This window comes from Actinomycetospora chlora, assembly GCF_039542135.1.
In the GTDB taxonomy this organism is placed as follows: Bacteria; Actinomycetota; Actinomycetes; order Mycobacteriales; family Pseudonocardiaceae; genus Actinomycetospora; species Actinomycetospora chlora.
In genome coordinates this window covers 188,042-212,694 of sequence record NZ_BAABHO010000002.1, presented here as the reverse complement: position 1 = coordinate 212,694, position 24,653 = coordinate 188,042, and the positions used below count along the sequence as shown (strand labels likewise).

The window sequence follows — 24,653 nt, the reverse complement described above, 5'->3', positions numbered from 1 at the left end:
AGGCACGTCGTCTCAGACGGAGCAATCGGGCGGCGTTCCGTAGGTGTATGTGCAGCGAGCACCCCGGACGGGTGTCACTCGGCGGGTGGCGGTCCCCCGACCGGGGTGGCGTCGGGGGCGTCGCCGATCCGGGCGCGGGCGTCGAGGACGCGCGCGAGCGTCACGCAGGTCGTCGCGAGGGCGGCCCCGAGCAGCCAGCCGGCGACGACGTCGGTGGTCCAGTGCACTCCGAGGTAGACGCGGCTGGCCCCGATCACCCCGGCGAGCACGACCGCGACCACGACCGCGACCAGGCGCACCGCACGCTCGTGCCGGGAGCCGACGGCGAGCGCCCCGACCGCGGCCGCGGTGAGCCCGAGCCCCAGGGCCGCCATCAGCGAGTGGCCCGACGGCAGCGAGGCCGACGTCTCGACCGCCAGGCGGGTGCCCACCGGCGGGCGGGGGCGTTCGACCGCGAGCTTCACCAGCCGGATCGTCAGCGACCCGGCCGCGACCCCCGCCACCCAGATGACCGCCGTGCGGCGGTGGCCGCGGGCGAACAGCACGACGGCCGCGACCACGGCGAGCCCGCCCGTGCCGACCGTGCCGCCGATCAGCGAGACCAGCTCGGCCGTGGTGGTCAGGCCCGGCGTGCGGTGCGCGACGGCCCAGGCCAGCACCGGGGAGTCGGCCGCGGCCAGGGCCTCGTCGGCGGCGACCAGGGCGAACACCACCCCGGCGGCGAGCACGAGGACACCGACGACGGTCGTGTCGCGCAATGCCCCGGGCACGGCGGCGAGGGCGCCCCCGGCGAGGCGGTCGGCCAGCGCCGCCAGCGCGATGAGCACGCCGAGGACCATCAGGGCGACGGCGGTGGCGTCGAGGGCCACGGGACCTCCTCGTGCTCGGGGTCTGCCCCTGGAACGGGGGCCGACACGCTGCGTGCGCGCGGGCCGCCACCGATCATCCTTGGCAGACTGGCCGCGTGCTCCTCCTGGGGCTCCTGTTCGCCCTCGCGGCCACGGGGGCCAACTCCGGCGCCGCGCTGCTCCAGGCGATGGGCGCCCGGCGGGCGAGCCGCCCGGCGACCGCGGTGCTGCACCCGGTCTACCTCCTGGGCCTGACGCTCGACATCGGCGGCTGGGTACTGACGGTGCTGGCCCTGCGCTTCATGCCGATCGTGGCCGTGCAGGCGATCGTCGCCGCCCAGGTGGTGATCACGGTGGTGGCCTCGCACTGGGTGTTCGACACCCCGCTGCGCCGTCTCGACGTCGCCGCGGCGGCCGTCAACGTCGTGGGTCTCGCGCTGCTGGTGGCCAGCGCCAGCACCGACGACTCCGAGGTGGTCGCCTCCACGGCGGGCGTCGTCGCCCTCGTCATCGTGCTCGTGGTCCTCGGGGTGGTGGGGGTGGTCGTCGCGGTCCGCAGCCGCCGCGCGCTGCCGATGGCGTTCCTCGCCGGCCTGGCGTTCGGCGGCACGGCGGTGGCGGTGCGGCTGGTCCGGCTCGACGGGCCGTTCGACGTCGTGGCCCGCCAGGTCGTCACCGACCCGGTGGTCTACTGCCTGCTCGGCTACGCCGCGCTCGGGCTCGGCTTCTACACGGTGGCGCTGGCGCGGGGGGCGGTCGGACCGGTGGTGGGGGTGCTCGCCGTGACCGAGACGCTCGCGCCGGGCCTGCTCGGCCTGCTGTTCCTCGGCGACGGGGTGCGTCCGGGGTGGATCCCGGCGTTCGTGCTGGGGCTGGTGCTCGCGATGGGCGGCGTCGTGGTGCTCGCCCGCTCGCCCGCCCAGGCCTCGCTGTCCGGGGACGACGGCGTCGCGCCACCGCCGCTCAAGCGGCTCTGACCGCTCCGGGGTCCTGACGCGGGCGGGCAGGGCCGGCGCGGTGCCGCGGCCGGCCCCGCCGCCACGCGGCGGTCAGTCCTTGAAGGCGTCCTTGACCTTCTCGCCGGCGTTCTTGAGGCTGCCGACGGTCTGGTCCTTCTTGCCCTCGGCCTCGAGCTTCTCGTTGCCGACGGCCTTGCCGACCGTCTCCTTGACCTTGCCCTTGAGCTCCTGGGCCTTGTTGTCGGCCTTGTCCTCGCTCGCCATTGGGGACCTCCTCCCGGGCGCGCCGCTGCTGGGCGCCTCGCGCCCTGCAGATACCCCTGCTCCGGACGGCTCAACCCGCCGGCGACCGCTCCGCGGCGTGGAGTACGACGTCGCGCGCCGCCCCGCCCGCGGCGGGCACCTCGACCCAGGTGACCTCCGGGCGGTGCCGCCCGGCGTGGGCGACCAGCTGGAACGTGCCGCCGTCGCCGGGGTGCAGCCGGAAGCTGCCGTCGCCGGACGACGTGGCGATCGCCGCCTCCCGCCCGTCGCGGCCGACGAGGGTCAGCGTCGCCCCGCACACGGCCGTGCCCGCGCCGTCGGTGACCCGGCCGTGCAGGCCCGCGCCGTCGTGGTCCGCGCCGTGCCCGTCCGCCGGCTCGGGGGCGTGCGCGGCGGGCGCCTCGGCGATCGCGGGCGGCGGCTCGGTGCCGGCCGCCCGCTTCGCCCGCCGCCGTCCCAACAGCAGGTCGACGACGCCGAGCACGAGCGCGAGCGCCACGAACGCCACGGCGCCGACGAGCCCGCGGCTGATCGCGAGGGCCCAGTCGCCGCCGGTGGCGGTGAGCTGGCCGAAGAAGACCGCGCCGACCGCGGAGATGCCGATCGCGGACCCCACGCGCTGCCCGGTCTGCAGGACGCCTGCGGCCGTCCCGCCCTCGCGGGGCGGCACCTCCTCGAGCGCCAGGGTCTGGTTGGGGGCGATGACGAGCCCGCTGCCGATGCCGGCGACCAGCAGCGGGCCGGCGATCGCCCAGCCGACCTGGGCGGGGTCGAGGCGCAGCACCAGGTCGACCGCGACCAGCCCGATCCCGACGGCGAGCAGCCCACCGACGACCATCGGCTTGCCCAGCCGCGACACCAGCCGGCCCCCGATCGCCGACGACACCGCCGACCCGAGCGCGAACGGCGTCAGCGCGAGCCCGGCCTCCAGCGGCGTGTAGCCGCGACCGTTCTGCAGGAAGAGCGTGACGACGAAGAAGATCGCCGTGAAGCCGGCGAAGTAGAGCAGGCCCAGCGAGGTGCCGAGGGCGTAGCTGCGGGTGCGCAGCAGCCCGAAGTTCACCAGCGGGTGCCCGTGGCTGCGCCGGGCGCGGCGCTCCCAGAGCACGAAGGCGACGAGCAGCACCACGGCGACGGCGACGAGCCACCAGGGCGCGCCCGAGCGCTCCTGCTCGGAGAGCACGAGCGGGATCATCAGCGACACGACCGCGCCGCCGAGCAGGACCGCCCCGACGATGTCGAGCGGGCGCCGCTCCCCGGCGGCGACGTCGTCCGCGGGCAGCAGCCGCGTTCCGAGCACGAGTGCGACGACACCGATCGGCACGTTGACGTAGAAGACCCAGCGCCATCCGTCGGTCTCGCCGCCCCACTGCAGGAGCAGGCCGCCGAGCAGCGGGCCGATGGCGGTCGAGATGCCGATGGCGGCACCGAACAGACCGAACGCCCGGCCGCGCTCGCGGCCCTGGAACAGCTGCTGGATGAAGCCGATGACCTGCGGGTTCAGCATCCCGCCGGCGGCGCCCTGCAGCAGCCGGAACACGACGAGCCAGCCCGCGTCCGGCGAGAGCCCGGCGGCCGCGCTGGTCAGCGTGAACAGCGCCAGCGCGATGAGGAACATCTTCTTGCGGCCGCGGTCGTCACCGAGGCGCCCGGACGCGACGAGCACGAGACCGAAGGTCAGCGCGTAGCCGGAGACCACCCAGGACAGCTCGGCGGCCGTCGCGCCGATGCCCCGCTGCATCGACGGGAGGGCGACGTTGACGATGCTGACGTCGAGCAGCGTCATGAAGCCCGCGATGAGGCAGACCGCGAGCGCGCGCCAGCGCCGGGGGTCGGGTTCGGGGGACGTCACGCCGATGAGTTTCCCTGGTGGCCGTACGGCAATCGTGACGCGAGACGGAGGGACGACCCGTGGAGATCCTCTCGAGCCGCATCCTCGTGCGTCCGCGCGACTGGGAGGTCTCGCGCGTGTTCTACGCCGAGGCCCTCGGGCTCGCGGTGGCGCGCGAGTTCCCCGGCGGCGTCGTGTTCTTCCTCGGCACCGGGCTGCTCGAGTTGTCGAAGGCCGGCGCGGTCGCCATCGGTGACGACGCCCTGTGGCTGCAGGTGCGGTCGCTGCCGTCCGCGGTCGAGGAGCTGCGCGCCCGCGGCGTCACGATCACCCGGGAGCCGCAGCGGGAGTTCTGGGGCCTCGACGAGTGCTGGATCGCCGACCCCGACGGCCGCGCGATCGTCCTCGTCGAGATCCCCCCGGGCCACCCGATCCGCACCGACACCCGTACGTGAGCAGTTTGCGGCCCCTATAGGGGCCGCAACTGCTCACATGCCGAGGGCCTTCGCGAGCTCGCGGAGGGACGGGCGGGGGTCGGCCATCGGGTTGTCGCCGAGGGCCTGGACCAGCACGTGGTCGGCCCCCGCGTCGAGGTGGGCGGTCACCGAGGCGGCGACCGTGTCGAGGTCACCCATCCCCACCAGCGCCTTCTTCAGCCGGTCGGAGCCGCCGCGCGGCATGTCGGACTCGTCGAAGCCCTGGCGCAGCCAGGAGTTCCGGTAGTTGGGCAGGCCCGAGTAGACCTCGAGGTGGTTGTGGGCCCGCCGCATGGCGTCGTCCTCGTCGCCGCCGACCGCCACCGCCTGCTCGGACACGACCCACTTGTCGGGCCCGAGGGCCTCCCGCGTGGCGCGCGTCTGGTCCGGCGTCACGAGGTAGGGGTGCACGCCGTCGGTCTCGGCGCCCGCCAGCTCGATCATCTTCGGACCCAGGGCGGCGATCAGGCGGGCGGGGCGGCCGACGCCCGGCTCGATCTGCTCGGGCACCGCGGCCATCCGCGCCAGGTAGTCGCGCATCGTCGCGAGCGGCTTCTGGTAGGTCCCCCCGCGCCCGCGCTCGACGAGCGGGGCGTGGCTGACGCCCAGGCCCAGCACGAAGCGCCCCGGGTGCAGCGCGGTGAGCGTGCGCCCGCCGCTCTCCGCGGCGATCGGATCGCGGGCGTGGATGTTGGCGATGCCGGTGCCGACGACGAGGCGGTCGGTCGCCGCCAGGAACGCGCCCGCCTGCGTCAGCGTCTCCTTGCCGTAGGCCTCGCCGTAGAACAGCGAGCCGTAGCCCATCGCCTCGATGTCGCGGGCGGCCTGCTGGGCGTCGCCGATCGACCAGGTGTCGCTGGTCCACCAGACACCGATGCGGGACGGGAACTCGATCCGGGCAGCCATGGCGCGGACGCTAGCCCGATCCGGTACCCGGCGCGGGCCCGGACCCGTACCGCCGCGCCGACACCGACTGCTCGGCCATCCCGCGCAGCGCCGTGATCAGTGCGGCGCCGAGCACGATGCCGGTGACCATGCGCTCGACCGACCGCTCGCGGTCCCCGCTGTCGACGACCGCCGTGACCTCGTGCGGCGCGACGGCCTCCATCGCCTCGGCGTAGACGTCCAGCAGGCCGGCGACGCGCTCGCCGCCGAGCCGCTCGAGGGCCGCGAGCACGTCGACGGCGGTCCGCCAGCCCGGGTTGCGCTCGGAGGTGATCCAGCCCCGCCGCTCGACCATCTCGGCCAGGGCCTCCCCGGCCCGCTCGGTGGCGTCGTCGTCGACGGGCTCGGTCCGCGTCATCACCGCGGCCTGGGCCCGGCCCAGCGCGTCGTAGAGCGACACCCCCTCGTCGTCGACGGCGGCCAGCACGTCGCGGGCACCCGCGATCGACAGGCCACCCACGTCGACGAGCGCGCGGATCAGGCGCAGGCGCCGGACGTGCGCGTCGCCGTAGCGCGCCTGGTTCGGGCTGGTCAGCTCGCCGGCCGGCAGCAGTCCCTCCCGCAGGTAGTACTTGATCGACGCGACGCTCACGCCGGTCTCCCGGCTCAGCTCCCCGATCCGCATCCCGCTCCCCTCTGGACGAACCCTGACGGATAGTTCTACTCTCCATACATGGACAGCGTCACTATCCGCTCGGTGGCCCGGGGTTCGCGGGCCCTCACCGTCTTCACCGTCGCGATGGCCGCCCTCGCGGTCGTCTGCGTCGCGGGGCTCGTGCTCGACCCCCGCCTGCTGGGTGGCCAGCCCATCTGGGCCAAGCCGTTCAAGTTCTCGGTCAGCTTCGTCCTCTACGCCGCCACCCTGGCGTGGATGATCTCGCTGGTGTCGGTGCCGCGGACGCGCCGGTGGGCGGGCCGGGCGGGGGTGGTCGTGGCGGCGGCCGGGACGATCGAGATGGTGGCGATCGTCGGGCAGGTCGTCCGGGGCCGCGCGAGCCACTTCAACGTCGCGACACCGCTGGACACGGTGGTCTGGTCGGTCATGGGCAGCACCATCGTCGTGCTCTGGCTCGCCACGGCCGCGATCGCCGTCCTGCTCCTGCGCGAGCGCACCCTCGCGGCCGACACGGCCTGGTCCGTCCGGCTCGGCCTCGCGATCACGCTGCTCGGCATGGCCGCCGCCTTCCTCATGACGAGCCCCACGGGCGCGCAGATCGAGTCCGCGCGGGCCACCGGCACCATGACCACCGCCGGGGCGCACGCCGTCGGCGTCCCGGACGGGGGCGCGGGGCTGCCCCTGCTCGGCTGGAGCACCACGGGCGGCGACCTGCGCATCGGTCACTTCGTCGGCCTGCACGCCCTGCAGGGCCTCCCGCTGCTGGCGCTCGCCCTCCTCACCCTCGCCGGCCGGGTCCCGGGCCTGCGCGACGTGCGCGTCCGGGCGCGTCTCGTCGGGATCTCCGGGGCCGCCTGGGCCGGCCTGACCGTCCTGCTCGTCTGGCAGGCCCTGCGCGGCCAGCCTCTCGTCGCGCCCGACGCGGCGACCCTCGCCGTCGCCGGGGCGCTCCTCGTGGCGACCGCCCTCGCCGTCCTCGCCGCCCTGCGCGGGGGCCGCCGCGCCACCCCCGACCCCGTCCTGGAGACCCGATGACCGCCATCCACCGCACCCGCGGCTCCGCGCTCGCCGCCGTCTACCTCGTGCTCGCGCTCGCCGGGCTGGTGGGCACCTGGTGGTTCAACATCGCGTTCGTCGCCGCCGGCGGCACCGACTACCTGGGCGGCTGGTTCGCCAACGCGGCGAGCAGCTCCGCGGCCGTCGACATCATCGTCATGGCGGTCGCGGCGTGCCTCGTCATCGTCGTCGAGGGCCGCCGGCTGGGGTTCCGCCCGGTCGTCCTGGTGCTGCTCGTGGTGCTGAGCTTCGCCGTGGCCGTGTCGTTCACGTTCCCGCTGTTCCTGGCGCTGCGGGAGAGGCGCCTCCGGCGTCCGTGAGCCATCACAGCCCGAGGTGCCGCGCGATGAGGATCTTCTGGACCTCGCTGGTGCCCTCGCCGATCTCGAGGATCTTGGAGTCGCGGTAGTGCCGGGCCACCGGGTACTCGTTCATGAAGCCGTAGCCACCGAAGATCTGGGTGGCGTCGCGGGCGTTGTCCATCGCCGCGTTGGAGCCCACGAGCTTCGCGACCGCGGCCTCCTTCTTGAACGGCTGCCCGGCGGCCATCTTCGCCGCGGCGTCGCGCCAGGCCAGGCGGGCGCAGACGGTGCGGGCCTCCATCTCGGCGATCTTGAACTGGATGCCCTGGTACGCCCCGATCGGCGACCCGAACGCCTCCCGCTCGCGGGCGTAGCGCAGCGACTCGTCGACGCAGCCCTGCGCGGCCCCGGTCGAGAGCGCGGCGATCGCGACGCGGCCCTCGTCGAGGATCGAGAGGAACTGCGCGTAGCCCCGGCCCCGCTGCCCGACGAGGTTCTCGGCGGGCACGCGGCAGTCGTCGAAGGCGAGCTCGTGGGTGTCCGAGGCGTTCCAGCCGACCTTCGAGTAGCTCGGCGCGACGGTGAAGCCGTCGGTGCCGGCGGGCACGAGGATCGCCGAGATCTCCTTCTTGCCGTCCTCGCCGCGGTCGGTGACGGCCGTGACGGTGACGAGCGAGGTGATGTCGGTGCCGGAGTTGGTGATGAACGACTTCGACCCGTTGATCACCCAACCGTCGTCGTCGAGCTTGCCGGTGGTGCGGGTGGCGCCCGCGTCCGAGCCGCCGCCGGCCTCGGTGAGCCCGAACGCGCCGAGCGTGCGACCCGCGGCGAGGTCGGGCAGCCAGCGGTCCTTCTGCTCCTCGGACCCGAACCGCAGGATCGGCATGATCCCCAGCGACACCCCGGCCTCGAGGGTGATCGCCACCGACTGGTCGACCCGCCCGAGCTCCTCGAGCGCGACGCACAGCGCGACGTAGTCGCCGCCCATGCCGCCGTGGGACTCCGGGACGGGCAGGCCGAACAGGCCCATCTCGCCCATCGACGCGACGATGTCGTACGGGAACTGCTCCTTGATGTACAGCTCGCCGATGACCGGCGCGATCTCCTTCTGTGCGAACTCCTCGACGGTCGCGCGGAGGGCCTCGTGCTCCTCGGACAGCTGCATGGTCACTCTCCCGGGTCCGGCACGACGGTGACGAGCGGCGCGTCGAGGGCGACGGCGGCCCCGGCCTTCGCGGCCAGGTCCTTCACGACGCCGTCGGCCGGCGCGGACACGACGTGCTCCATCTTCATGGCCTCGACGACGACGAGGCGCTGTCCTGCGGTGACGTGGTCGCCCTCGGCGACCTCGACGGACGTGACCGTGCCGGGCATCGGCGCGGTGAGCGGGCCGTCGCCGGGGCCGCCGGCGGTGCGGGCAGCGCGCAGCCGCTCCTGCTCGCGCAGCGCCCAGGCGGCGCCGTCGCGCGCGAGCCAGCGCACGCCGTCGCCCGAGGCGGTGCGGTAGGTGCGGGACGCGCCGTCGAGGACGACGGCGAGCTCGGGGCCCGCACGGTGCGCCGATGCCGACGCCGTGGTCTCCCCGACGGTGACGGTCGCACCCGCGGGCGGTCCCGCGACGGCGACGTCGACCGGGTCGCCGGTCGCGCCGGCCGCGGGCACGAGGCGCCAGCGGGCCGGGGCCGGGTCGGCGCCGAGACGCCAGCCACCGACGCGGTCGAAGGGGGCGTCCCCGGACGGCAGGTCGAGCAGCCCAGCGAGGGCCGCGGCGGCGAGGACGTCGTCGGGCACGGTGTCCGCCGGCACCGGGAGCCGCCCGATCAGCCCGGTGTCGAGGCGGCCGGCGCGGACGTCGGGCTGGGTGACGAGCGTGCGCAGCCACGCGAGGTTGGTGCGCACGCCGAGCACGGTCGTCGCGGCCAGCGCGGCGTCGAGACGGTCGAGCGCGGCGGTGCGGGTCGGTCCGGAGGCGATGATCTTGGCGAGCATCGGGTCGTAGCGGGACCCGACCTCGGTGCCGACGGCCACCCCCGCGTCGACCCGCGCGCCCCCGTCGATGGTCGAGCTCCGCTGCGCTTCGTCTCCCCCGGGCCACTCCAGGTCCAGCACGGTGCCGCCCGTCGGCAGGAAACCCCGCGCCGGGTCCTCGGCGTAGAGCCGGACCTCGACGGCGTGGCCCTCCATCCGCACGTCGCCCTGGTCGTAGCCCAGGGGCTCGCCGGCGGCGACGCGCAGCTGCTCGGCGACGAGGTCGAGCCGCGCCCCGCGGATGCGCACGACCTCCTCGGTGACCGGGTGCTCCACCTGCAGGCGGGTGTTCATCTCGAGGAAGAAGAACTCGCTCGCGTCGGCGTTCGTGACGAACTCGACGGTCCCGGCGCCGACATACCCGCAGGCCCGCGCGGCCTCGACCGCGGCCTCGCCCATGGCGTGGCGCTGCGTCGCATCGAGCACCGCCGACGGCGCCTCCTCGACGACCTTCTGGTGCCGGCGCTGCAGCGAGCACTCGCGTTCGCCGAGGTGCACGACACCGCCGTGGGCGTCCGCGAGCACCTGGATCTCGACGTGACGCGGGTCGGTGACGTAGCGCTCGACGAGCAGGGTGTCGTCGCCGAAGCTGCTGCGGGCCTCGCGCCGGGCGGCGGCGATGGCGTCGTCGAGGTCGGCGTCGCGTTCGACGACGTGCATGCCCTTGCCGCCCCCGCCCGCGCTGGGCTTGAGCAGCACCGGGAAGCCGATCTCGCGGGCGGCCGCGGCCACCTCGGCGTCGTCCAGGCCGGAGCCGTCGGACCCGGGCACCAGCGGCACCCCGGCCGGCCCGACCGTCGCCTTCGCGCGGATCTTGTCGCCCATCGCTTCGATGGCCTCGGCGGGCGGGCCGATCCACGTCAGCCCCGCGGCCTCGACCTGCCGCGCGAACGCCGCGTTCTCGGCGAGGAAGCCGTAGCCGGGGTGGACCGCTCGCGCACCGACCGAGAGCCCGGCCTCGACGATGGCGACGCCGTCGAGGTAGTCCGGCACGCGGACGGCGACGTCGGCGGCGCGCACGTGCGGGGCGCCCGCGTCGGGGTCGGTGTAGACGGCCACCGCCCGCAGGCCCCGCGCGTGCAGGGTGCGGGTGACGCGCACGGCGATCTCGCCCCGGTTGGCGATGAGGACGCTGCTGAACATGCCTCTCACATCCGGAAGACGCCGAAGTGCGGCGCGTCGAGGGGGGCGTTGGCGCAGGCCGAGAGGGCCAGGCCGAGCACGGTGCGCGTCTCGGCGGGGTCGATGACGCCGTCGTCCCAGAGCCGCGCGGTCGAGTAGTACGGGTGGCCCTGGTGCTCGTACTGCTCGCGCACCCCGTCCGCCTCGGACGACCCGACCGTCCCCAGCACCGTCGCGGCCTGCTCGGCGCCCATGACGCTGATGCGCGCGTTGGGCCACATCCACAGGAACCGCGGCGAGTAGGCCCGCCCGCTCATCGCGTAGTTGCCGGCGCCGTAGGAGCCGCCGATGACGACGGTCAGCTTGGGCACGCGCGTGGTGGCGACCGCCGTCACCATCTTCGCGCCGTCCTTCGCGATGCCGCCCGCCTCGTACTCGCGGCCGACCATGAAGCCGGTGATGTTCTGCAGGAACACGAGCGGGATGCCGCGCTGGTCGCAGAGCTCGACGAAGTGCGCGCCCTTGAGCGCCGACTCGCGGAAGAGCACCCCGTTGTTGGCGACGATGCCGACGGGGTGGCCCTCGAGCCGCGCGAAGCCGGTGACGAGGGTGGTGCCGTAGTCGGGCTTGAACGGCGTGAACGTGGCGCCGTCGACGAGCCGGGTGATCACCTCGTGCACGTCGTAGGCCGTGCGGCCGTCGACGGGGACGACGTCGTACAGCTCGGTGGGGTCGTGCTCGGGGGCCACGGTCGGCCGCCGCTCCCAGGGCGGCGGCACGCGCGGGCCGAGGGTGTCGACGATGTCGCGCACCATCGACAGCGCGTGCGCGTCGTCCTCGGCGAGGTGGTCGACGACGCCGGAGGTGCGGGCGTGCAGCACGCCGCCGCCGAGCTCCTCGGCGGTGACCTCCTCGCCCGTCGCCGCCTTCACCAGCGGCGGACCGCCCAGGAAGATCGTGCCCTGGTCGCGCACGATGATCGCTTCGTCGCTCATCGCCGGGACGTAGGCGCCGCCGGCCGTGCACGAGCCCATGACGGCCGCGATCTGCGGGATGCCGAGCCCGGACATCGTCGCCTGGTTGTAGAAGATGCGTCCGAAGTGCTCGCGGTCGGGGAACACCTGGTCCTGCTGCGGCAGGAACGCGCCGCCGGAGTCGACGAGGTAGACGCAGGGCAGGCGGTTGTGCAGCGCGACCTCCTGGGCGCGCAGGTGCTTCTTCACCGTCATCGGGTAGTACGTGCCGCCCTTGACGGTGGCGTCGTTGGCGACGACTACGCACTCGCGCCCGGCGATGCGCCCGACGCCGGTGATGATCCCGGCGCCCGGCGCGTCGTCGCCGTACATGCCGGTGGCGGCCAGCGGCGAGAGCTCCAGGAACGGGCTCGACGGGTCGAGCAGGGCGTCGACGCGGTCGCGCGGCAGCATCTTGCCGCGCTCGACGTGCCGGGCGCGCGAGCGCTCGGGCCCGCCGAGCCGCGCGGTCGCCAGCCGCTCGCGCAGGTCGGCGACCAGCTCGCGGTGTCCGGTCGCGGGCGCCGTCGCGGTGTCCGTCGCCGGCTCGTCGGTGGGCGCAGTGGTGGGCGCAGCCACGCTCGACCTCCTCGTCACGTTAACGCTCATTCACGTTAGCGAGCGTTCACACACCCTGGCAAGGGGCGTTAGTGTGCCGAGGGTGCCCGTCACCACGTCGCGCCGCGAGCAGATCCTCAGCGAGGCCGCGCGGCTGTTCGCCCGCCACGGGTTCCACGGCGTCTCCATCGACGGCATCGGCGCGGCGGTCGGGGTCAGCGGGCCGGCGCTCTACCGGCACTTCCCGTCCAAGGAGGGCCTGCTCGCCGAGATGCTCGTGGGCATCAGCGAGCACCTGCTCGCGGGCGGGCAGGAGCGCGCCGCCGAGCACGCCGATCCCGCCGCGCTGCTCGAGGCGCTGATCGCCTTCCACACCGACTTCGCGCTGCGCCAGCCCGAGCTCATCACCGTGCAGGACCGCGACCTCGCCAACCTCCCCGACGTGGCCCGCCGCCGCGTGCGCGGGCTGCAGCGGGCCTACGTCGAGATCTGGGTCGACGCGCTGGTCCGGGCCGGTCTGGCGCCGGGCGAGGAGACGGCGCGGGTCGGCGCCCACGCGGCGTTCGGGCTGATGAACTCCACCCCGCGCAGCGCCGGGCACACCCGCGCGGACGTCGCCGCCCCGGTGCTCGTCGCGATGACCCGCGACGCCCTGCACGCCCTACGCTCCGCCACGTGAACCAACCACAGCAGGGCCAGCAGTACCCGCCCCAGCAGCAACTGCCGCAGCAGCCGGGCCAGCAGCCCGGGCAGCAGTACCCGATCCTGCTCTCGACGATGAACGACCTGCCCGGCTACCAGGTGGTCCGCGTGTTCGGCGAGGTCTTCGGCCTGACCGTCCGGAGCCGGAACATGTTCTCCAACCTCGGCGCGGGCTTCAAGGCGATGGCCGGCGGCGAGCTGAAGGGCCTGTCGAAGCTGCTGTCGGACTCCCGCCACGAGGCGCTCGGGCGCCTGTCGCAGGAGGCCATGGCGCACGGCGCGAACGCGGTGCTCGCGCTGCGCTTCGACTGCAACGAGATCGCGCAGTCGGCCAGCGAGATCGCGGCGTACGGGACCGCGGTCTACGTCGTGCCCGCCGCCCAGCGCTGAGGGCCGGCGCCGAGGATCTACCGCGGCGGGCGGGGCAGGCTCGCCCCGGCCTCGTCCTCGGCGGCGACCAGCCGGTTGCGCCGCAGCTCGGCCTCCTCGAGCCGCGAGCGCACGGAGCGCTGGCGGGAGAGCAGCTCGCGCACGTACTCGTGGCGCTCCGCCTGCTGCGCCGCGTGGATCTGCGCGGTGAGCTTGGCGTCGAAGCGCTCGAACTCGGCCACCTGGTGGTCGGCCGCCTTCCGCTGGCGCACCGCCTCCTCGTACGGCGTGCGCATCGGCGTCACGCCGTAACCGGCGGTGCCGTGCCCGGGCGCGCCGGTGGGCGCCTCGTAGGCGCGGGGCGCCCCGATGCCGGTGTAGGCCGGCGGCGCGGTGTCGGCCGTCCGGTCGTCGTCGCGGCCGCGTCCGAAGAACCGGCCCCATCGTGAGGTCGCCATGGCACTCCTCCTCACCGTGGGTGACGCCGACCACTCTGCACCCGGATCGTCCCCGACGGAAGCGGACATGCGCCGCGTCGTCCGGACGGACCCGACGTCTACGCCGTGGAGAGCGGAACCGGGGCGATGTCCTCGTCCGCGGGCAGCGCGAACCCGAAGATCCGGGCGTAGAACGCGAGCTCCGCGTCGAGGGCACGGCGGATGTTCTCGGCCTTCCGGAAGCCGTGCTGCTCGCCCGGGAACAGCAGGTAGGCGACCGGCACGCCGCGCGAGCGCAGCGCCTCGACGATCATCTCCGACTGGTTCGGCGGGACGATCGCGTCCTCCTCGCCCTGCAGCACGATCAGCGGCGTCGCGAAGCGCTCGACGTGCGTGATCGGCGAGCGCTCGACGTAGACCTCACGGGCCTCCGGGTAGGGCCCGACCAGCCCGTCGAGGTAGCGCGACTCGAACTTGTGGGTGTCCGCGGCCAGGGCCTCCAGGTCGGCCACCCCGAAGTGGTCGGCGCCGGCGCTGAACGGGGTGTCGTCGCGGGCCAAGGCGGCGAGCGTCGTGAAGCCCCCGGCCGAACCGCCCCGGATCGCGAGCCGCTGCCGGTCGACCCGCCCGGCGTCGGCGAGGGCGCGGGCCGCGGCGAGGCAGTCGGCGACGTCGACGACGCCCCACGCACCCTCGAGCTGCTCGCGGTAGGCGCGCCCGTAGCCCGCGGAGCCGCCGTAGTCCACGTCGACCACGCCGAAGCCCCGGCTGGTCCAGTACTGCAGGCCGAGGTTCAGCACGGGCGTCGCGGCGCCGGTCGGCCCGCCGTGGATGACGACGAGCAGCGGCGGGAGCTCGCCCGTCGGGCCGTCGCCGACGGGCGCGTAGAAGAGCGCATGGGCGTCGCGGGGTGTGCCGGCCCCGTCGGTCGAGGAGAACGTCATCGGCTCGGGCACCGCGATGGTCGCCGGGTCGAGGCCCAGGTCGCGGGGGGAGCGCAGCGTCGTGACGGTGCCGTCGACGCCGACGCCGACGCGGTGGACGCCCGGCTCGGCGGTGGGCGAGCCGGCGACGCAGAGCACGCCGTCGCCGTCCGCGCGCACCGCGCGGATGGCCGTGAACCCGGTGTCGAGGTCGGTCACCGTCCCGTCTGGCGCCCGCACGGCCAGCACGTCGAACCCCTGCGAGGACCGCGCGAACACCACCCGCCCGTCCGGCAGCGTCGCGTGGCGCGAACCGCCGAGCTGCCACGCCGGCAGGCCGATCTCGGCGTCGAGCACGACCACCGGGCTGACCTCCGCCCCGTCCCAGCGGTACAGGTTCCACCAGCCGGTGCGGTCGGAGAGGAAGTGCAGCCCGCCGTCGGGCTGCCAGGCCGGCTCGCCGACCGACTCGCCCGGCCCGCCGGCGACGACCGTCTCGGCCCCGCTGGCGAGGTCGCGGACGGTCAGCACCGTGTCGTCCCACGGCATCGACGGGTGGTCCCACGAGACCCAGGCGAGGCGGGTCCCGTCGGGCGACAGGCGCGGGGCGGCGACGAAGTCCGGCCCGCTGACCAGCACCTCCGGCTCCCCCGGCGTCCGCGCGTCGAGGCGCACGACCTCGTTGACCACCTCGGTGGCGGGCGCCCCCGCGCGCGGGTGGCGCTCGCGCACGCAGACCAGCCACGAGCCGTCCGGGGCCACGTCGCCGTCCGCGTAGCGGTCGCCGCGCGGGACGGCGGGCTCCGGGGTCAGCACCGTGGTCACGCCGTCCTCGAGGCGGCGCAGGCGCTGGTCGGCCCAGTCGACGTGGAACACCACGCCGTCGTGCAGCCACCAGGCGCCACCGCCGTACTCGTGCACGGCCGTGCGGGCGTTGGCGCCGTCGCCCAGCAGGTCGGTGACCGTGCCGTCGGCGTCGCGGCGCACGAGCTGGATCCGGCCGCCCTCGGCCGCGCGACCCTCGCCCCACACCACGCCGCCCCGCCCGTCGGGCCGCACGTCGTCGAGGCGCACCGCTGCGGCCACGACGAGCTCGGACGTGATCGGGGTGGGCCAGGAGCCGTAGGGCAGCGCGCTCGTCACGGCGACACCGTAGGCCGAAGCGCGCTCACTCCCGGTCGCGGAGCACGTTCTTCTGGATCTTCCCGGTGGAGGTCTTGGGCAGCTCGCCGAAGACGATCCGCTTCGGCGCCTTGAACCGGGCCAGGTGGGTACGGACGTGCTCGATCAGCTCGTCGGGGTCGACCTCGCGCGCCACCGTCACGTACGCCACCGGGACCTCGCCCCAGCGCTCGTCGGGCGCGCCGACCACCGCCGACTCGACGACGGCCGGGTGGCTGTCGAGCACGCGCTCGACCTCGACCGACGCGATGTTCTCGCCGCCGGAGATGATCACGTCCTTGCTGCGGTCACGGATCTCGACGTAGCCGTCGGGGTGCACGACGCCGAGGTCGCCGGTGCGGAACCAGCCCCTATCGGCGTGCTGTCCTGAATGCGTCGTGACCTCGGCGGTCGCCTCGGGGTCGCGGTAGTAGCCGAGCATGACGTCGTTGCCGCGCAGCACAAGCTCGCCGAGCGACTCGCCGTCGGCGGGCACGTCGGCGCCGGTCTGCTCGTCGAGCACCCGCAGCCGCTGGGCCACGACGTTGCCGACGCCCTGGCGCGCCTTGAGCCGGGCCTGCTCGTCGGCGTCGAGGTCGTCCCACTCGGGGTGCCAGTCGTTGACCGCCGCCGGGCCGTACGTCTCGGTCAGGCCGTACAGGTGCGTGACGTCCATGCCGAGCTCGTCCATCCGCGCGAGCAGCGTCGGCGACGGCGGGGCGCCGCCGGTCGCGACGGTGACCCGCTCGGGCGCGGGCCCCTCCTTCGCCGCCTCGGCGTGGGCGATCATCGTCAGCACCGTGGGCGCGGCACAGTAGTGCGTCACGCCCTCGGTGCGGATCAGCCGCCAGATCTCCTCGGCGTCGATCGCACGCAGGCACACGTGCAGCCCGCCGGCCGCGGTCACCGCCCAGGGGAAGCACCACCCGTCGCAGTGGAACATCGGCAGGGTCCACAGGTAGCGCGACGCCGGCTGCAGGCGCAGGTGGAACGCCATGGCCAGGGCCTGCAGGTTCGCGCCGCGGTGGTGGTACATCACGCCCTTGGGCCGCCCGGTGGTGCCCGACGTGTAGTTGATCGCCAGCAGGCCCCGCTCGTCGGCGACCGGGACGACGCGCTCGGGGGACCCGTCGACGAGGGACTCGTAGCGCTCGCCCTCCTCGACCAGCGCGACCCCGGTGCGCTCGGCCACCGCGCGGGCGTTCTCCACGAGCTCCCGGGTGGCGATCAGCAGGCGCGCGCCCGAGTGCTCGACGATGTGGACGATCTCGTCGACCGAGAGCCGGGTGTTGAGCGGGACGAGCACCGCGCCGGCGTAGGGCACGCCGTGGTGGCACTCGAGCATCACGTGGCTGTTGCTGGCGAGCGCAGCCACGCGGTCGCCGGGCTCGATCCCCAGCTCGTGCAGCGCGCCCGCCAGGCGGCGCGACCGCGCGGCGAACTCGGCGTAGGTGAACCGCCGCCCCTCGTCGACGATCGCGTCGCGGGTGCCGAACGCGTGGGCCGCCCGGTCGAGGAACGCCGTCGGGGTCAGCTCCGCGAAGCTGAACGCGGCCGGGGTGATCGCGGCGACACCGGTGTCCATGCCGCTTCTCTACCCGATGCGGCTACACCACGCCCAGGGCCGTCATGGCCTCCGCGACGCGCAGGAAGGCCGCGGCGTTGGCGCCGTTCTCGAGGTCGGTCGGGTCGCCGTGGTAGCGCTCGGCGGCGTCGCGCACCCGGTCGAAGGCCTCGGACATGATCGTGGAGAGACGCTCGTCGACCTCGTCGGCGCTCCACCGCTCGCGGCCCGCGGCCTGCTGCATCTCGAGCGCGGACACCGCGACGCCCCCGGCGTTGGCGGCCTTGCCCGGTCCGAACCCGACGCCGGCCTCCCGCAGGATTGCGCGCGCCTCCGGGGTCACCGGGCCGTTGGCGCCCTCGGCGACGACCCGGCACCCGTGGTCGGCCAGCGCCCGGGCCTCGTCCGGGCCGATCTCGCCCTGTGTCGCGCACGGCAGCGCCACGTCGCACTCGACGGTGAACGGCGAGCCCTCGCCGGGCGTGGCGCCGGAGCGCTTCTCGGCGTAGTCGGCCACCGAGCCGCCCTGCTCCTTGACCTCGCGCAGGGCCGCGACGTCGACGCCGTCGGGCTCGGCCACCGCGCCCCGGGAATCCGAGCAGCCGACCACCGTGCCGCCGGACGCGACCACCTTGTCCATCGCGTGCAGCGCGACGTTGCCGCTGCCGGACACGACGACGCGGGCGCCGTCGAGGTCGTGGCCCTGCTCGGCGAGCATCCGCTGCGTGAAGTACACGGTGCCGTAGCCGGTGGCCTCCGGGCGCAGCGCCGAGCCCCCGAGCGCGGCCGGCTTGCCCGTGAGCACGCCGGGCTCGTGGTGGCCGGCCAGGCGCTGGTGCTGCCCGTAGATCCAGCCGATCTCGCGCGGTCCGACGCCCATGTCCCCGGCCGGCACGTCCAGCGCGGCGCCGACGTGCTGGACCATCTCCGTGGCGAACGACTGGCAGAACCGCATGAGCTCGCCCGCCGAGAGCGTCTTCGGGTCGACGTCCGCGCCGCCCTTGCCGCCGCCGATGTCCTGGCCGGTGAGGGCGTTCTTGAAGACCTGCTCGAAGCCCAGGAACTTGACGACGTCGAGGTCCACCGACGGCGCGAAGCGCAGCCCACCCTTGTACGGGCCGAGCGCGGAGTTGAACTGCACGCGGAACCCGCGGTGGACGCGCACGCGCCCGGCGTCGTCGACCCACGGCACGCGGAAGACGATCACCCGCTCGGGCTCGCAGAGCCGCCCGACGACGTCGGTGTACCCCGGGTGCTCGAGCAGCACCGGCCCGATGCTGCGCAGCACGGCGCGGACGTCGGCGTGGAAGAGCTCCTGGTGGGGGTCGCGCCGCAGGACGTCGCGCCAGACCTCCCGCAGGGTCGCGTCCCCTGGCAGATCGTCCGTGTCGTCCGTGCGGTCGCGCGCCATCGCCGGTCCTCCGAAACGTCGCTGTTCCGTGGTGCGCCGGACCGTTACCCGCCGGTCGGACGACTCATTCCGCCTGCTCGGCCGAGCACCACCACGTCGTCCGGCCACCGACGGTCCCGCGCTCCATCGGCGCACCGCAGCGCGGGCACGTCTCGTCCTTCGCGCGGTGGGGGATCACCTCGCCGGTGTGCACACCGCCTTTCTTGATCGCGCTGCGGGTGGCCTTGCGCAGGGTGGTGCGCAGCGCGTCGAGCTCGGCGACGGTGAGCTCCCCCGCGGGCCGGGACGGCGACATCCGCGCTTCCCACAGCGTCTCGTCGGCCAGGAGGTTGCCGACGCCCGAGAGCACCGACTGGTCGAGCAGCCGCGCCTTGAGCGGCGCGGTGCCCTTGCCGACGCGGGCGCGGAACTCGTCGCGGGTGATCTCGGCGGCGTCGGGGCCGAGGGCGTCGAGGTCGGGCTCCAGGCGCACGCGCCCGAGGCGGCGCTTGTCGAACAGCCGCAGCTCGCCGCCATCGGCGAACGTCATCCGGAAGCGGTCCCACTCCGGCTTGTCCGGGCGCTCCCCGGCCTTCTTCGGCATGCCCCCGACGTGCGGGTCGCCGCCGGCGTAGAGGCTCTCGGCGTCACCGGACGGCCCGGTGACGAAGATCCGCCCACCCATGCCGAGGTGGATGCCCAGGTGCGGGCCCTCGTCGCCGTCGGCGGTGACGGTGTCGCACCACATCGTCTTGCCCCGCCGGTGCGCGACGGTGAGGCGACCGCCCTTGAGGGCGTGGTCGATCTCGCCGGGGCCGTGGGGGCGGCACACGAACTCGTCGGTGTCGTCGATGCTCGCGATCTCCCGGTCCAGGGCCCGCTCGACGACCTGGCGCGCGTTCTCGACCTCGGGCAGCTCCGGCACGACCCCAGCATGCCCCGTCGTGCGCGACCGACACGTAACAGCGGCGACACCTCCGGTGCCGGGGGCGCGCGCAGGCTGGCAGCGTGACCGCCGTGCTCACCGGAACCGCGATGCTCGCCGTCGCGCTCGAGGAGGCCCGCACCGGGGCGGCGGCGGGGGGCGTGCCGGTCGGCGCGGCCCTGTTCGGCCCCGACGGCGAGCTCCTCGGCCGCGGCCACAACCGCCGCGTCCAGGACGGCGACCCCGCCACCCACGGCGAGACGGCCGCCTTCCGTGCCGCCGGTCGCCGCCCGCACTACCGCGGCACGACCATGGTCACGACGCTCTCGCCCTGCTGGTTCTGCGCCGGGCTCATCCGCCAGTTCCGCATCCCGCGCCTCGTCGTGGGCGAGGCCGAGAACTTCGGCGGCCAGCACGCCTGGCTCGCGGAGAACGGCGTCGAGGTGACGGTGCTCGACGACCCGGACTGCGCGGCGCTCATGCAGCGCTTCGCGGCCGAGCACCCCGAGGCGTGGCTCGAGGACATCGGGGGGCCGGAATGAGCTCCGCACCGGTGCCTTTGGTCGACCTGCAGCCCTGGTTCCACGGCACCGCGGACGACCGGGGCGCGGTGGCGCGCAAGGTCGACGAGGCGCTGCGCACGTCGAGGTTCCTGCTGGTCACCGGGCACGAGGTGCCGGGCACCGTGCGGGCGGCCGCCCGGGCGGCCGCCCGCCAGTTCTTCGCGCTGCCCACCGAGGTCAAACAGCCCTACGCGGTCGGGGTGGGCGGCCGCGGCTGGCTGCAACCCGGGGCGGAGGCCAACGCCGGCGCCGAGGGTGTCAGCACGCCGCCGGACCTCAAGGAGAGCTGGACCTGTGGGTCGGATTCGCCGACCGGTGACCCGGCGATCGACGCGGTCTGGTTCGCCCCCAACGTCTGGCCGCACGAGGTGCCGGCACTGCGGCTCGCGCTGGAGGACCACCTCGCGCACGTGCGCGCCCTCGCCGACGAGCTGCTGGTGATCGGGGCCTGCGCCCTCGGCCTGCCCGAGGACTTCTTCACCCGCGCCACGGGCCACCCGTCGTACACGCTCAACGTCAACCGCTACCCGCCGCTGACCGAGACCGGTGAGCCCGCCGAGGGCCAGTTCCGCATCGGCGCGCACACGGACTTCGGGACGGTGACCGTGCTCGACCGGGAGGTCGGGGCCGGCGGGCTCCAGGTGGACGTCCCGGGCGTCGGGTGGGTCGACGCGCCGCACCACCCGGGCGCGTTCACGATCAACATCGGCGACCTGCTGGCCCGCTGGACCGGGGAGCGCTGGCGCTCCACCCGGCACCGCGTGCTGCCCCCGCAGGACGTCGCGCCCGACGAGGACCTGGTCTCGCTCGTCTACTTCTACGAGCTCGACCCGGACACGACGGTCGAGGCCCTCGGCCCGCCCGTCGGCCACGTGGCCGCCGCACCGGTGCGCGCCCGCGACTACCTCGCCGCGAAGTTGGCGGCGATCACCGTGCCGTAGGGCAGCAGAGGAGGTCGGACGATGTCCGTCACCCAGGATCCGTCGGACGTCGTCGTCCGCGAGGGCGTCTACGGCGACCGGGTCGTCGCCGTCGAGCCCGGCGGCGCCGAGTTCATCCCGCTCGCCGACCGCCACGGGCGCCCGCGCCAGCTGTTCTGGACGTGGTGCTCACCGAACCTCGAGTTCGCCACGATCTTCGTCGGCGTCCTCGCCGTCAGCGCCTTCAGCCTGTCGTTCTGGGGGGCGGTCCTGGGCATCGTCGCCGGGACGGCGCTGGGCTCGCTGACCCACGGCCTACTCTCGTCCCGCGGGCCGCGCACCGGCGTGCCGATGATGGTGCTCTCACGGCTCGGCTTCGGCTTCCGCGCCAACGCCCTGCCCGCCGGCCTCAACGCGGTCGTCGGCGGCATCGGCTGGTTCGCGGTCAACAGCGTGTCCGGCGCGCTCGCGCTCGCGACGCTGACCGGGATGCCGGCCTGGCTCGGCCTGCTCGTGGTGGCGGCGGTCCAGATCGGGGTGGCGCTGCTCGGCCACAACCTCATCCACGGCTTCGAGAAGGTCGTGCTGCCGGTGCTGGCCGTCGTCTTCGCGGTCACGTCGGTGGTGATCCTGACCCAGGTCGACCCGTCGTACGTGCCGACCGACGGCCAGCCCGCCGGGCCGGTCGCCGGGTTCCTCCTGACGGTCGGCGCGACCTTCGGCTACGCCGCGGGCTGGAACCCCTACGCCACCGACTACACGCGCTACCTGCCGCCGACGACCAGCCCGCGTGCCACCGCGTGGGCCGCCGGGCTCGGGGTGTTCGTGCCGTGCGTGGTGCTCGAGACGGTCGGGGCGGCGTCGGCGACGCTCGCGAGCGACCCGCACGCCACACCGACCGGTGCCTTCACCGCGCACCTGCCCGGCTGGCTCGCGGCGCTGACGCTGCTGTGCATCGCGCTCGGTGCCGTCGCCGCCAACGCGATCAACATCTACTCGGGCGCGCTGTCGTTCGTGGCCCTGGGCATCCGCCTGCCGCTGACGCTGCGCCGGGCGCTGGCGGTCGGGGTGTTCGGCGTGCTCGGGTTCGTCGTCGCCCTGTTCGGGCTGGCCGACGCCGGGCACGCGTACGAGGGCTTCCTGCTGATCATCGCCTACTGGATCGGGCCGTGGCTGGCGGTGGTGTTCGCCGACTGGTGGCTGCGGCGGGGCAGCGACAGCGAAGGGCTGCTGTTCGACGTCACCCACCGCAACGCCGCGGGGCCGATCGCGATGCTCACCGGGATCGTCGTCGCGATCGTGCTGTTCGCGAACCAGGTGGCGTTCACCGGCCTCGTCGCGGCGGCCGTGCCGGGCATCGGCGACATCGGGTTCGAGGCCGGCTTCCTGGTCAGCGGCGCGGTCTACCTCCTGCTGCGCCGCCGGAGCCGGGCGCGCTGACGCACACGTCGGCCACGCAGCGGGCGACCGGACCGTCCGGGTCCGCGGCGCGGGCCAGCGCCTCCTCGCCGACGCCGAGCCCGCGCAGCAGCGTGCGGCAGAACTCGGCGGCCACGATCCCCGGGGCCAGCCGGCCCCGGGGGTCGAACCACGTCCACATCCAGTGCAGCGAGCCGAACATCTGCAGGCTGCGCAGCCGGGCGTCGCCGGGGAGGAACGCCCCGGACTCCTCGCCCTCCGCGAGCACGGCGACGACCAGGTCGCGGTAGGCGTCGCGCTGGGCGCGGGCGGTCTCCATGCCCGGCTCGTCGGTGAGGCGGACGACCTCGCGCTGGAACGCCACCGTGGTCTCGGGCTCGTCGGTGGAGTACCGGACGCCGGCGTGCACGAACGCCGCGATCCGGTCCTCGGGCGCGGGCAGCCGGGCGAGGAACGCGTGGGCCTCGTCGAGGCGCCGGCGCATGTAGCGCTCCTGCACCTCGGCGAGCATCCGGTCCTTCGTGCCGAAGTGGTGGACGATCGTCCCCTTGCTCATCCCCAGCTCGGCGGCGACGTCACCGAAGTTCGCGCGGTCGTAGCCGCGGCCGGCGACGTGCCGGGTGAACGTCGTCAGGATCTCGTCGCGCCGCCCGCCCCGGGCGCGCCCGGGAGCCACCACCGGCTCGGTCATGGCGCCCCCTTGTGAACTGACCGCACGTACGGGCAGAGTAGCCCAGGTCACGCCGGGGTGGGAGGAGCGGGAGGACAGCCGTGGACGGTGGGATCGCCGACTGGGTGGCGCGCCGGGCCGTGCGCCGGCCCGACGCGACGGCGCTCGTCGACGTGGCCACGGGCGCCCGCCACACCTACGCCGCGCTCGACCGCCGCGTCGGCGCGCGGGCGGCGGCGCTCGCCGGGCTCGGTGTCGGGCCGGGCGACCGGGTCGCATTGCTGGGGGAGAACTCCGCGGCCTACCTGGAGTGGCTCTTCGACGCCGCCCGCCTCGGCGCCGTCTCGGTCCCGGTGAACCACCGGCTCGCCCCCGCCGAGGTCGCGCACGTGCTGACCGACTCCGGGGCGAGCGTGCTCGTGCACTCGGCGGCCTTCGCGTCGCTGGCCGACGGCACCGACCGGCCCCTCGTCGACCTCGGCGCGGAGCCGGGCGACGGCACCGTCACGCCGCAGCCCGTCGGCGGCGACGACCCCTGCGTGATCATGTACACGTCGGGGACCACGGGCGTGCCCAAGGGCGCCGTGCTCACGCACGACAACATGCTGTGGAACGCGATCAACATGGTCACCGCCGGCCCCGGCATCGGCGGCACCGACGTGACGATCGCGGCGGCGCCGCTGTTCCACATCGGCGCGCTCGGGCTCTCCACGCTGCCCCTGCTCTACGCCGGCGGCACGGTGGTCGTCGTCCCGTCGTTCGACCCGGCGGCGTTCGTCGACCTGATGGCCCGCGAGGGCGTCACCACCCAGTTCCTCGTGCCCGCGATGTGGGCGGCGTTGACCCGTCTGCCCGCGCTGCCGCCGCTGCCTGCCCTGCGCTGGGCGATCTCGGGCGGGGCGCCCTGCCCGGTCACCGTCATCGAGCACTTCACCCGCCTGGGCTGGACGTTCACCGAGGGCTTCGGGATGACCGAGCTCTCCCCGGCCGCGCTCTTCCTCGACGCCGCCGACGTCCTGACCCATGCCGGGTCGGTCGGGCGGCCCTTCCTGCACGTCGACGCGCGGCTCGTCTCCGAGGCCGGCGAGGACGTCGGCGTCGGCGAGGTGGGCGAGCTGGTGCTGCGCGGCCCGACCGTGTTCGCCGGTTACTGGAACCGGCCGGAGGCGACGGCCGAGGCGATCCGCGGGGGCTGGTTCCACTCCGGCGACCTCGGCGTGCGCGACGCCGAGGGCTTCGTGACGCTCGTCGACCGCAAGAAGGACATGATCATCACGGGCGGCGAGAACGTCTACCCCGTCGAGGTCGAGCAGGTGCTGCACCGGCACCCCGCGGTCGCGGACGTCGCGGTCGTCGGCGTCGGGGACCCGCAGTGGGGCGAGACGGTGCTGGCGGTCGTCGTGCCCGACGGCGCGCTCGACCCGGCCGAGGTCATCGCCTTCGCCCGCGAGCGGATCGCGCACTTCAAGGCCCCGCGCCGCGTCGAGGTCGTCGACGAGCTGCCCCGCAACGCCACCGGCAAGCTCCTCAAGCGCGTGCTGCGCGAGCGCTACGCCGGCCAGGCGGAAGCGGTCGCCCGGTGACGGGCACGC

24 protein-coding genes are annotated in these 24,653 nt (G+C 74.7%); 10 read left to right on the top strand and 14 right to left on the bottom strand.

The window, feature by feature from the left end; all coding sequences use genetic code 11:
• Positions 1-74: 74 nt before the first annotated feature.
• Positions 75-869: a phosphatase PAP2 family protein gene (locus tag ABD994_RS02115; protein ID WP_345410702.1), complete on the bottom strand. Its 795-nt coding sequence runs from the start codon at positions 867-869 to the stop codon at positions 75-77.
• Positions 870-964: 95 nt separating this feature from the next.
• Between ABD994_RS02115 and ABD994_RS02110 the strand changes: the two genes are divergently transcribed.
• Positions 965-1,825 (top strand): hypothetical protein, encoded by an 861-nt coding sequence (locus ABD994_RS02110; RefSeq protein WP_345410701.1) that lies wholly within the window; start codon positions 965-967, stop codon positions 1,823-1,825.
• A gap of 72 nt (positions 1,826-1,897) precedes the next feature.
• Here ABD994_RS02110 and ABD994_RS02105 read toward each other — a convergent pair whose 3' ends face one another.
• Complete coding sequence (locus ABD994_RS02105; RefSeq protein WP_345410700.1) at positions 1,898-2,071, bottom strand: CsbD family protein; 174 nt, start codon at positions 2,069-2,071, stop codon at positions 1,898-1,900.
• Positions 2,072-2,141: 70 nt separating this feature from the next.
• Positions 2,142-3,923 (bottom strand): MFS transporter, encoded by a 1,782-nt coding sequence (locus ABD994_RS02100; protein WP_345410698.1) that lies wholly within the window; start codon positions 3,921-3,923, stop codon positions 2,142-2,144.
• 59 nt (positions 3,924-3,982) lie between these two features.
• Here ABD994_RS02100 and ABD994_RS02095 point away from each other — a divergent pair, with 59 nt between their 5' ends.
• Positions 3,983-4,357, top strand: coding sequence for a VOC family protein (locus ABD994_RS02095; protein ID WP_345410697.1), 375 nt, complete (start codon positions 3,983-3,985; stop codon positions 4,355-4,357).
• 33 nt (positions 4,358-4,390) lie between these two features.
• Here ABD994_RS02095 and ABD994_RS02090 read toward each other — a convergent pair whose 3' ends face one another.
• Together ABD994_RS02090 and ABD994_RS02085 are read right to left on the bottom strand one after the other, a co-directional pair.
• Positions 4,391-5,284: an LLM class F420-dependent oxidoreductase gene (locus tag ABD994_RS02090; RefSeq protein ID WP_345410695.1), complete on the bottom strand. Its 894-nt coding sequence runs from the start codon at positions 5,282-5,284 to the stop codon at positions 4,391-4,393.
• A gap of 10 nt (positions 5,285-5,294) precedes the next feature.
• The gene (locus tag ABD994_RS02085) at positions 5,295-5,948 is read right to left on the bottom strand and encodes a MerR family transcriptional regulator (protein ID WP_345410694.1); all 654 of its coding nucleotides are present in this window, start codon (positions 5,946-5,948) and stop codon (positions 5,295-5,297) included.
• A gap of 48 nt (positions 5,949-5,996) precedes the next feature.
• On the opposite strand from ABD994_RS02085, the gene ABD994_RS02080 reads away from it, so the two are divergent.
• Both ABD994_RS02080 and ABD994_RS02075 read left to right on the top strand, forming a co-directional pair.
• Positions 5,997-6,974 (top strand): hypothetical protein, encoded by a 978-nt coding sequence (locus ABD994_RS02080; RefSeq protein ID WP_345410692.1) that lies wholly within the window; start codon positions 5,997-5,999, stop codon positions 6,972-6,974.
• Positions 6,971-7,315, top strand: a complete 345-nt coding sequence (locus ABD994_RS02075; protein WP_345410691.1) for a DUF2834 domain-containing protein — start codon at positions 6,971-6,973, stop codon at positions 7,313-7,315. The genes ABD994_RS02080 and ABD994_RS02075 overlap by 4 nt, the downstream gene beginning before the upstream one ends.
• Before the next feature lie 4 nt (positions 7,316-7,319).
• Here the strand turns inward: ABD994_RS02075 and ABD994_RS02070 are convergent, their stop codons facing one another.
• Genes ABD994_RS02070 through ABD994_RS02060 form a run of 3 tightly spaced genes read right to left on the bottom strand, consistent with a single transcriptional unit; the run spans position 7,320 to position 12,069 of the window.
• The gene (locus ABD994_RS02070) at positions 7,320-8,462 is read right to left on the bottom strand and encodes an acyl-CoA dehydrogenase family protein (RefSeq protein WP_345410690.1); all 1,143 of its coding nucleotides are present in this window, start codon (positions 8,460-8,462) and stop codon (positions 7,320-7,322) included.
• 2 nt (positions 8,463-8,464) lie between these two features.
• Positions 8,465-10,468: an ATP-binding protein gene (locus tag ABD994_RS02065; RefSeq protein ID WP_345410688.1), complete on the bottom strand. Its 2,004-nt coding sequence runs from the start codon at positions 10,466-10,468 to the stop codon at positions 8,465-8,467.
• 5 nt (positions 10,469-10,473) lie between these two features.
• A complete protein-coding gene (locus tag ABD994_RS02060) occupies positions 10,474-12,069 on the bottom strand; it encodes an acyl-CoA carboxylase subunit beta (protein WP_425550001.1) in 1,596 nt (531 codons plus the stop codon).
• A gap of 52 nt (positions 12,070-12,121) precedes the next feature.
• Here ABD994_RS02060 and ABD994_RS02055 point away from each other — a divergent pair, with 52 nt between their 5' ends.
• Positions 12,122-12,697 carry an SACE_7040 family transcriptional regulator gene (locus ABD994_RS02055; RefSeq protein WP_345410686.1) on the top strand — a complete coding sequence of 192 codons (576 nt, stop codon included), beginning with the start codon at positions 12,122-12,124 and terminating at the stop codon, positions 12,695-12,697.
• Positions 12,694-13,110, top strand: coding sequence for a YbjQ family protein (locus tag ABD994_RS02050; RefSeq protein ID WP_345410684.1), 417 nt, complete (start codon positions 12,694-12,696; stop codon positions 13,108-13,110). Before ABD994_RS02055 ends, ABD994_RS02050 begins: the two co-directional genes overlap by 4 nt.
• A 17-nt stretch (positions 13,111-13,127) precedes the next feature.
• Here ABD994_RS02050 and ABD994_RS02045 read toward each other — a convergent pair whose 3' ends face one another.
• The 5 genes from ABD994_RS02045 to ABD994_RS02025 all read right to left on the bottom strand — a co-directional run bounded on the left by ABD994_RS02045 (position 13,128) and on the right by ABD994_RS02025 (position 19,489).
• On the bottom strand, positions 13,128-13,547 hold the full coding sequence (locus ABD994_RS02045) for a hypothetical protein (protein ID WP_345410683.1): 420 nt from the start codon (positions 13,545-13,547) through the stop codon (positions 13,128-13,130).
• A gap of 98 nt (positions 13,548-13,645) precedes the next feature.
• Positions 13,646-15,592 (bottom strand): prolyl oligopeptidase family serine peptidase, encoded by a 1,947-nt coding sequence (locus tag ABD994_RS02040; protein ID WP_345410681.1) that lies wholly within the window; start codon positions 15,590-15,592, stop codon positions 13,646-13,648.
• Between the two features lie 25 nt (positions 15,593-15,617).
• Complete coding sequence (locus ABD994_RS02035; RefSeq protein ID WP_345410679.1) at positions 15,618-17,195, bottom strand: acyl--CoA ligase family protein; 1,578 nt, start codon at positions 17,193-17,195, stop codon at positions 15,618-15,620.
• A 22-nt stretch (positions 17,196-17,217) separates the two neighbouring features.
• A complete protein-coding gene (gdhA, locus tag ABD994_RS02030; RefSeq protein WP_425550005.1) occupies positions 17,218-18,552 on the bottom strand; it encodes an NADP-specific glutamate dehydrogenase in 1,335 nt (444 codons plus the stop codon).
• A 97-nt stretch (positions 18,553-18,649) separates the two neighbouring features.
• Positions 18,650-19,489, bottom strand: a complete 840-nt coding sequence (locus ABD994_RS02025) for an Fpg/Nei family DNA glycosylase (RefSeq protein WP_345410676.1) — start codon at positions 19,487-19,489, stop codon at positions 18,650-18,652.
• Positions 19,490-19,599: 110 nt separating this feature from the next.
• Between ABD994_RS02025 and ABD994_RS02020 the strand changes: the two genes are divergently transcribed.
• From ABD994_RS02020 to ABD994_RS02010, 3 genes are read left to right on the top strand one after another with little or no spacing between them, the layout of a single operon-like run.
• The gene (locus ABD994_RS02020; RefSeq protein WP_345410741.1) at positions 19,600-20,031 is read left to right on the top strand and encodes a nucleoside deaminase; all 432 of its coding nucleotides are present in this window, start codon (positions 19,600-19,602) and stop codon (positions 20,029-20,031) included.
• The gene (locus ABD994_RS02015) at positions 20,028-20,993 is read left to right on the top strand and encodes an isopenicillin N synthase family dioxygenase (protein ID WP_345410674.1); all 966 of its coding nucleotides are present in this window, start codon (positions 20,028-20,030) and stop codon (positions 20,991-20,993) included. The genes ABD994_RS02020 and ABD994_RS02015 overlap by 4 nt, the downstream gene beginning before the upstream one ends.
• A 21-nt stretch (positions 20,994-21,014) precedes the next feature.
• Positions 21,015-22,412 carry a purine-cytosine permease family protein gene (locus tag ABD994_RS02010; protein WP_345410673.1) on the top strand — a complete coding sequence of 466 codons (1,398 nt, stop codon included), beginning with the start codon at positions 21,015-21,017 and terminating at the stop codon, positions 22,410-22,412.
• Here ABD994_RS02010 and ABD994_RS02005 read toward each other — a convergent pair.
• On the bottom strand, positions 22,363-23,082 hold the full coding sequence (locus ABD994_RS02005; protein WP_345410671.1) for a TetR/AcrR family transcriptional regulator: 720 nt from the start codon (positions 23,080-23,082) through the stop codon (positions 22,363-22,365). The two genes, ABD994_RS02010 and ABD994_RS02005, sit on opposite strands and share 50 nt — an antisense overlap.
• Before the next feature lie 80 nt (positions 23,083-23,162).
• On the opposite strand from ABD994_RS02005, the gene ABD994_RS02000 reads away from it, so the two are divergent.
• On the top strand, positions 23,163-24,644 hold the full coding sequence (locus ABD994_RS02000) for an acyl-CoA synthetase (RefSeq protein WP_345410670.1): 1,482 nt from the start codon (positions 23,163-23,165) through the stop codon (positions 24,642-24,644).
• Positions 24,645-24,653 lie beyond the last annotated feature (9 nt).

What these genes read in the sequence shown, in the direction of transcription:
- ABD994_RS02105 (WP_345410700.1), bottom strand. Translation starts at nt 2,071, where the DNA reads ATGGCGAGCGAGGACAAGGCCGACAACAAGGCCCAGGAGCTCAAGGGC.
- ABD994_RS02090 (WP_345410695.1), bottom strand. Translation starts at nt 5,284, where the DNA reads ATGGCTGCCCGGATCGAGTTCCCGTCCCGCATCGGTGTCTGGTGGACC.
- ABD994_RS02085 (WP_345410694.1), bottom strand. Translation starts at nt 5,948, where the DNA reads ATGCGGATCGGGGAGCTGAGCCGGGAGACCGGCGTGAGCGTCGCGTCG.
- ABD994_RS02080 (WP_345410692.1), top strand. Translation starts at nt 5,997, where the DNA reads ATGGACAGCGTCACTATCCGCTCGGTGGCCCGGGGTTCGCGGGCCCTC.
- ABD994_RS02075 (WP_345410691.1), top strand. Translation starts at nt 6,971, where the DNA reads ATGACCGCCATCCACCGCACCCGCGGCTCCGCGCTCGCCGCCGTCTAC.
- ABD994_RS02070 (WP_345410690.1), bottom strand. Translation starts at nt 8,462, where the DNA reads ATGCAGCTGTCCGAGGAGCACGAGGCCCTCCGCGCGACCGTCGAGGAG.
- ABD994_RS02065 (WP_345410688.1), bottom strand. Translation starts at nt 10,468, where the DNA reads ATGTTCAGCAGCGTCCTCATCGCCAACCGGGGCGAGATCGCCGTGCGC.
- ABD994_RS02060 (WP_425550001.1), bottom strand. Translation starts at nt 12,069, where the DNA reads ATGAGCGTTAACGTGACGAGGAGGTCGAGCGTGGCTGCGCCCACCACT.
- ABD994_RS02045 (WP_345410683.1), bottom strand. Translation starts at nt 13,547, where the DNA reads ATGGCGACCTCACGATGGGGCCGGTTCTTCGGACGCGGCCGCGACGAC.
- ABD994_RS02035 (WP_345410679.1), bottom strand. Translation starts at nt 17,195, where the DNA reads ATGGACACCGGTGTCGCCGCGATCACCCCGGCCGCGTTCAGCTTCGCG.
- ABD994_RS02020 (WP_345410741.1), top strand. Translation starts at nt 19,600, where the DNA reads ATGCTCGCCGTCGCGCTCGAGGAGGCCCGCACCGGGGCGGCGGCGGGG.
- ABD994_RS02015 (WP_345410674.1), top strand. Translation starts at nt 20,028, where the DNA reads ATGAGCTCCGCACCGGTGCCTTTGGTCGACCTGCAGCCCTGGTTCCAC.
- ABD994_RS02010 (WP_345410673.1), top strand. Translation starts at nt 21,015, where the DNA reads ATGTCCGTCACCCAGGATCCGTCGGACGTCGTCGTCCGCGAGGGCGTC.
- ABD994_RS02005 (WP_345410671.1), bottom strand. Translation starts at nt 23,082, where the DNA reads ATGACCGAGCCGGTGGTGGCTCCCGGGCGCGCCCGGGGCGGGCGGCGC.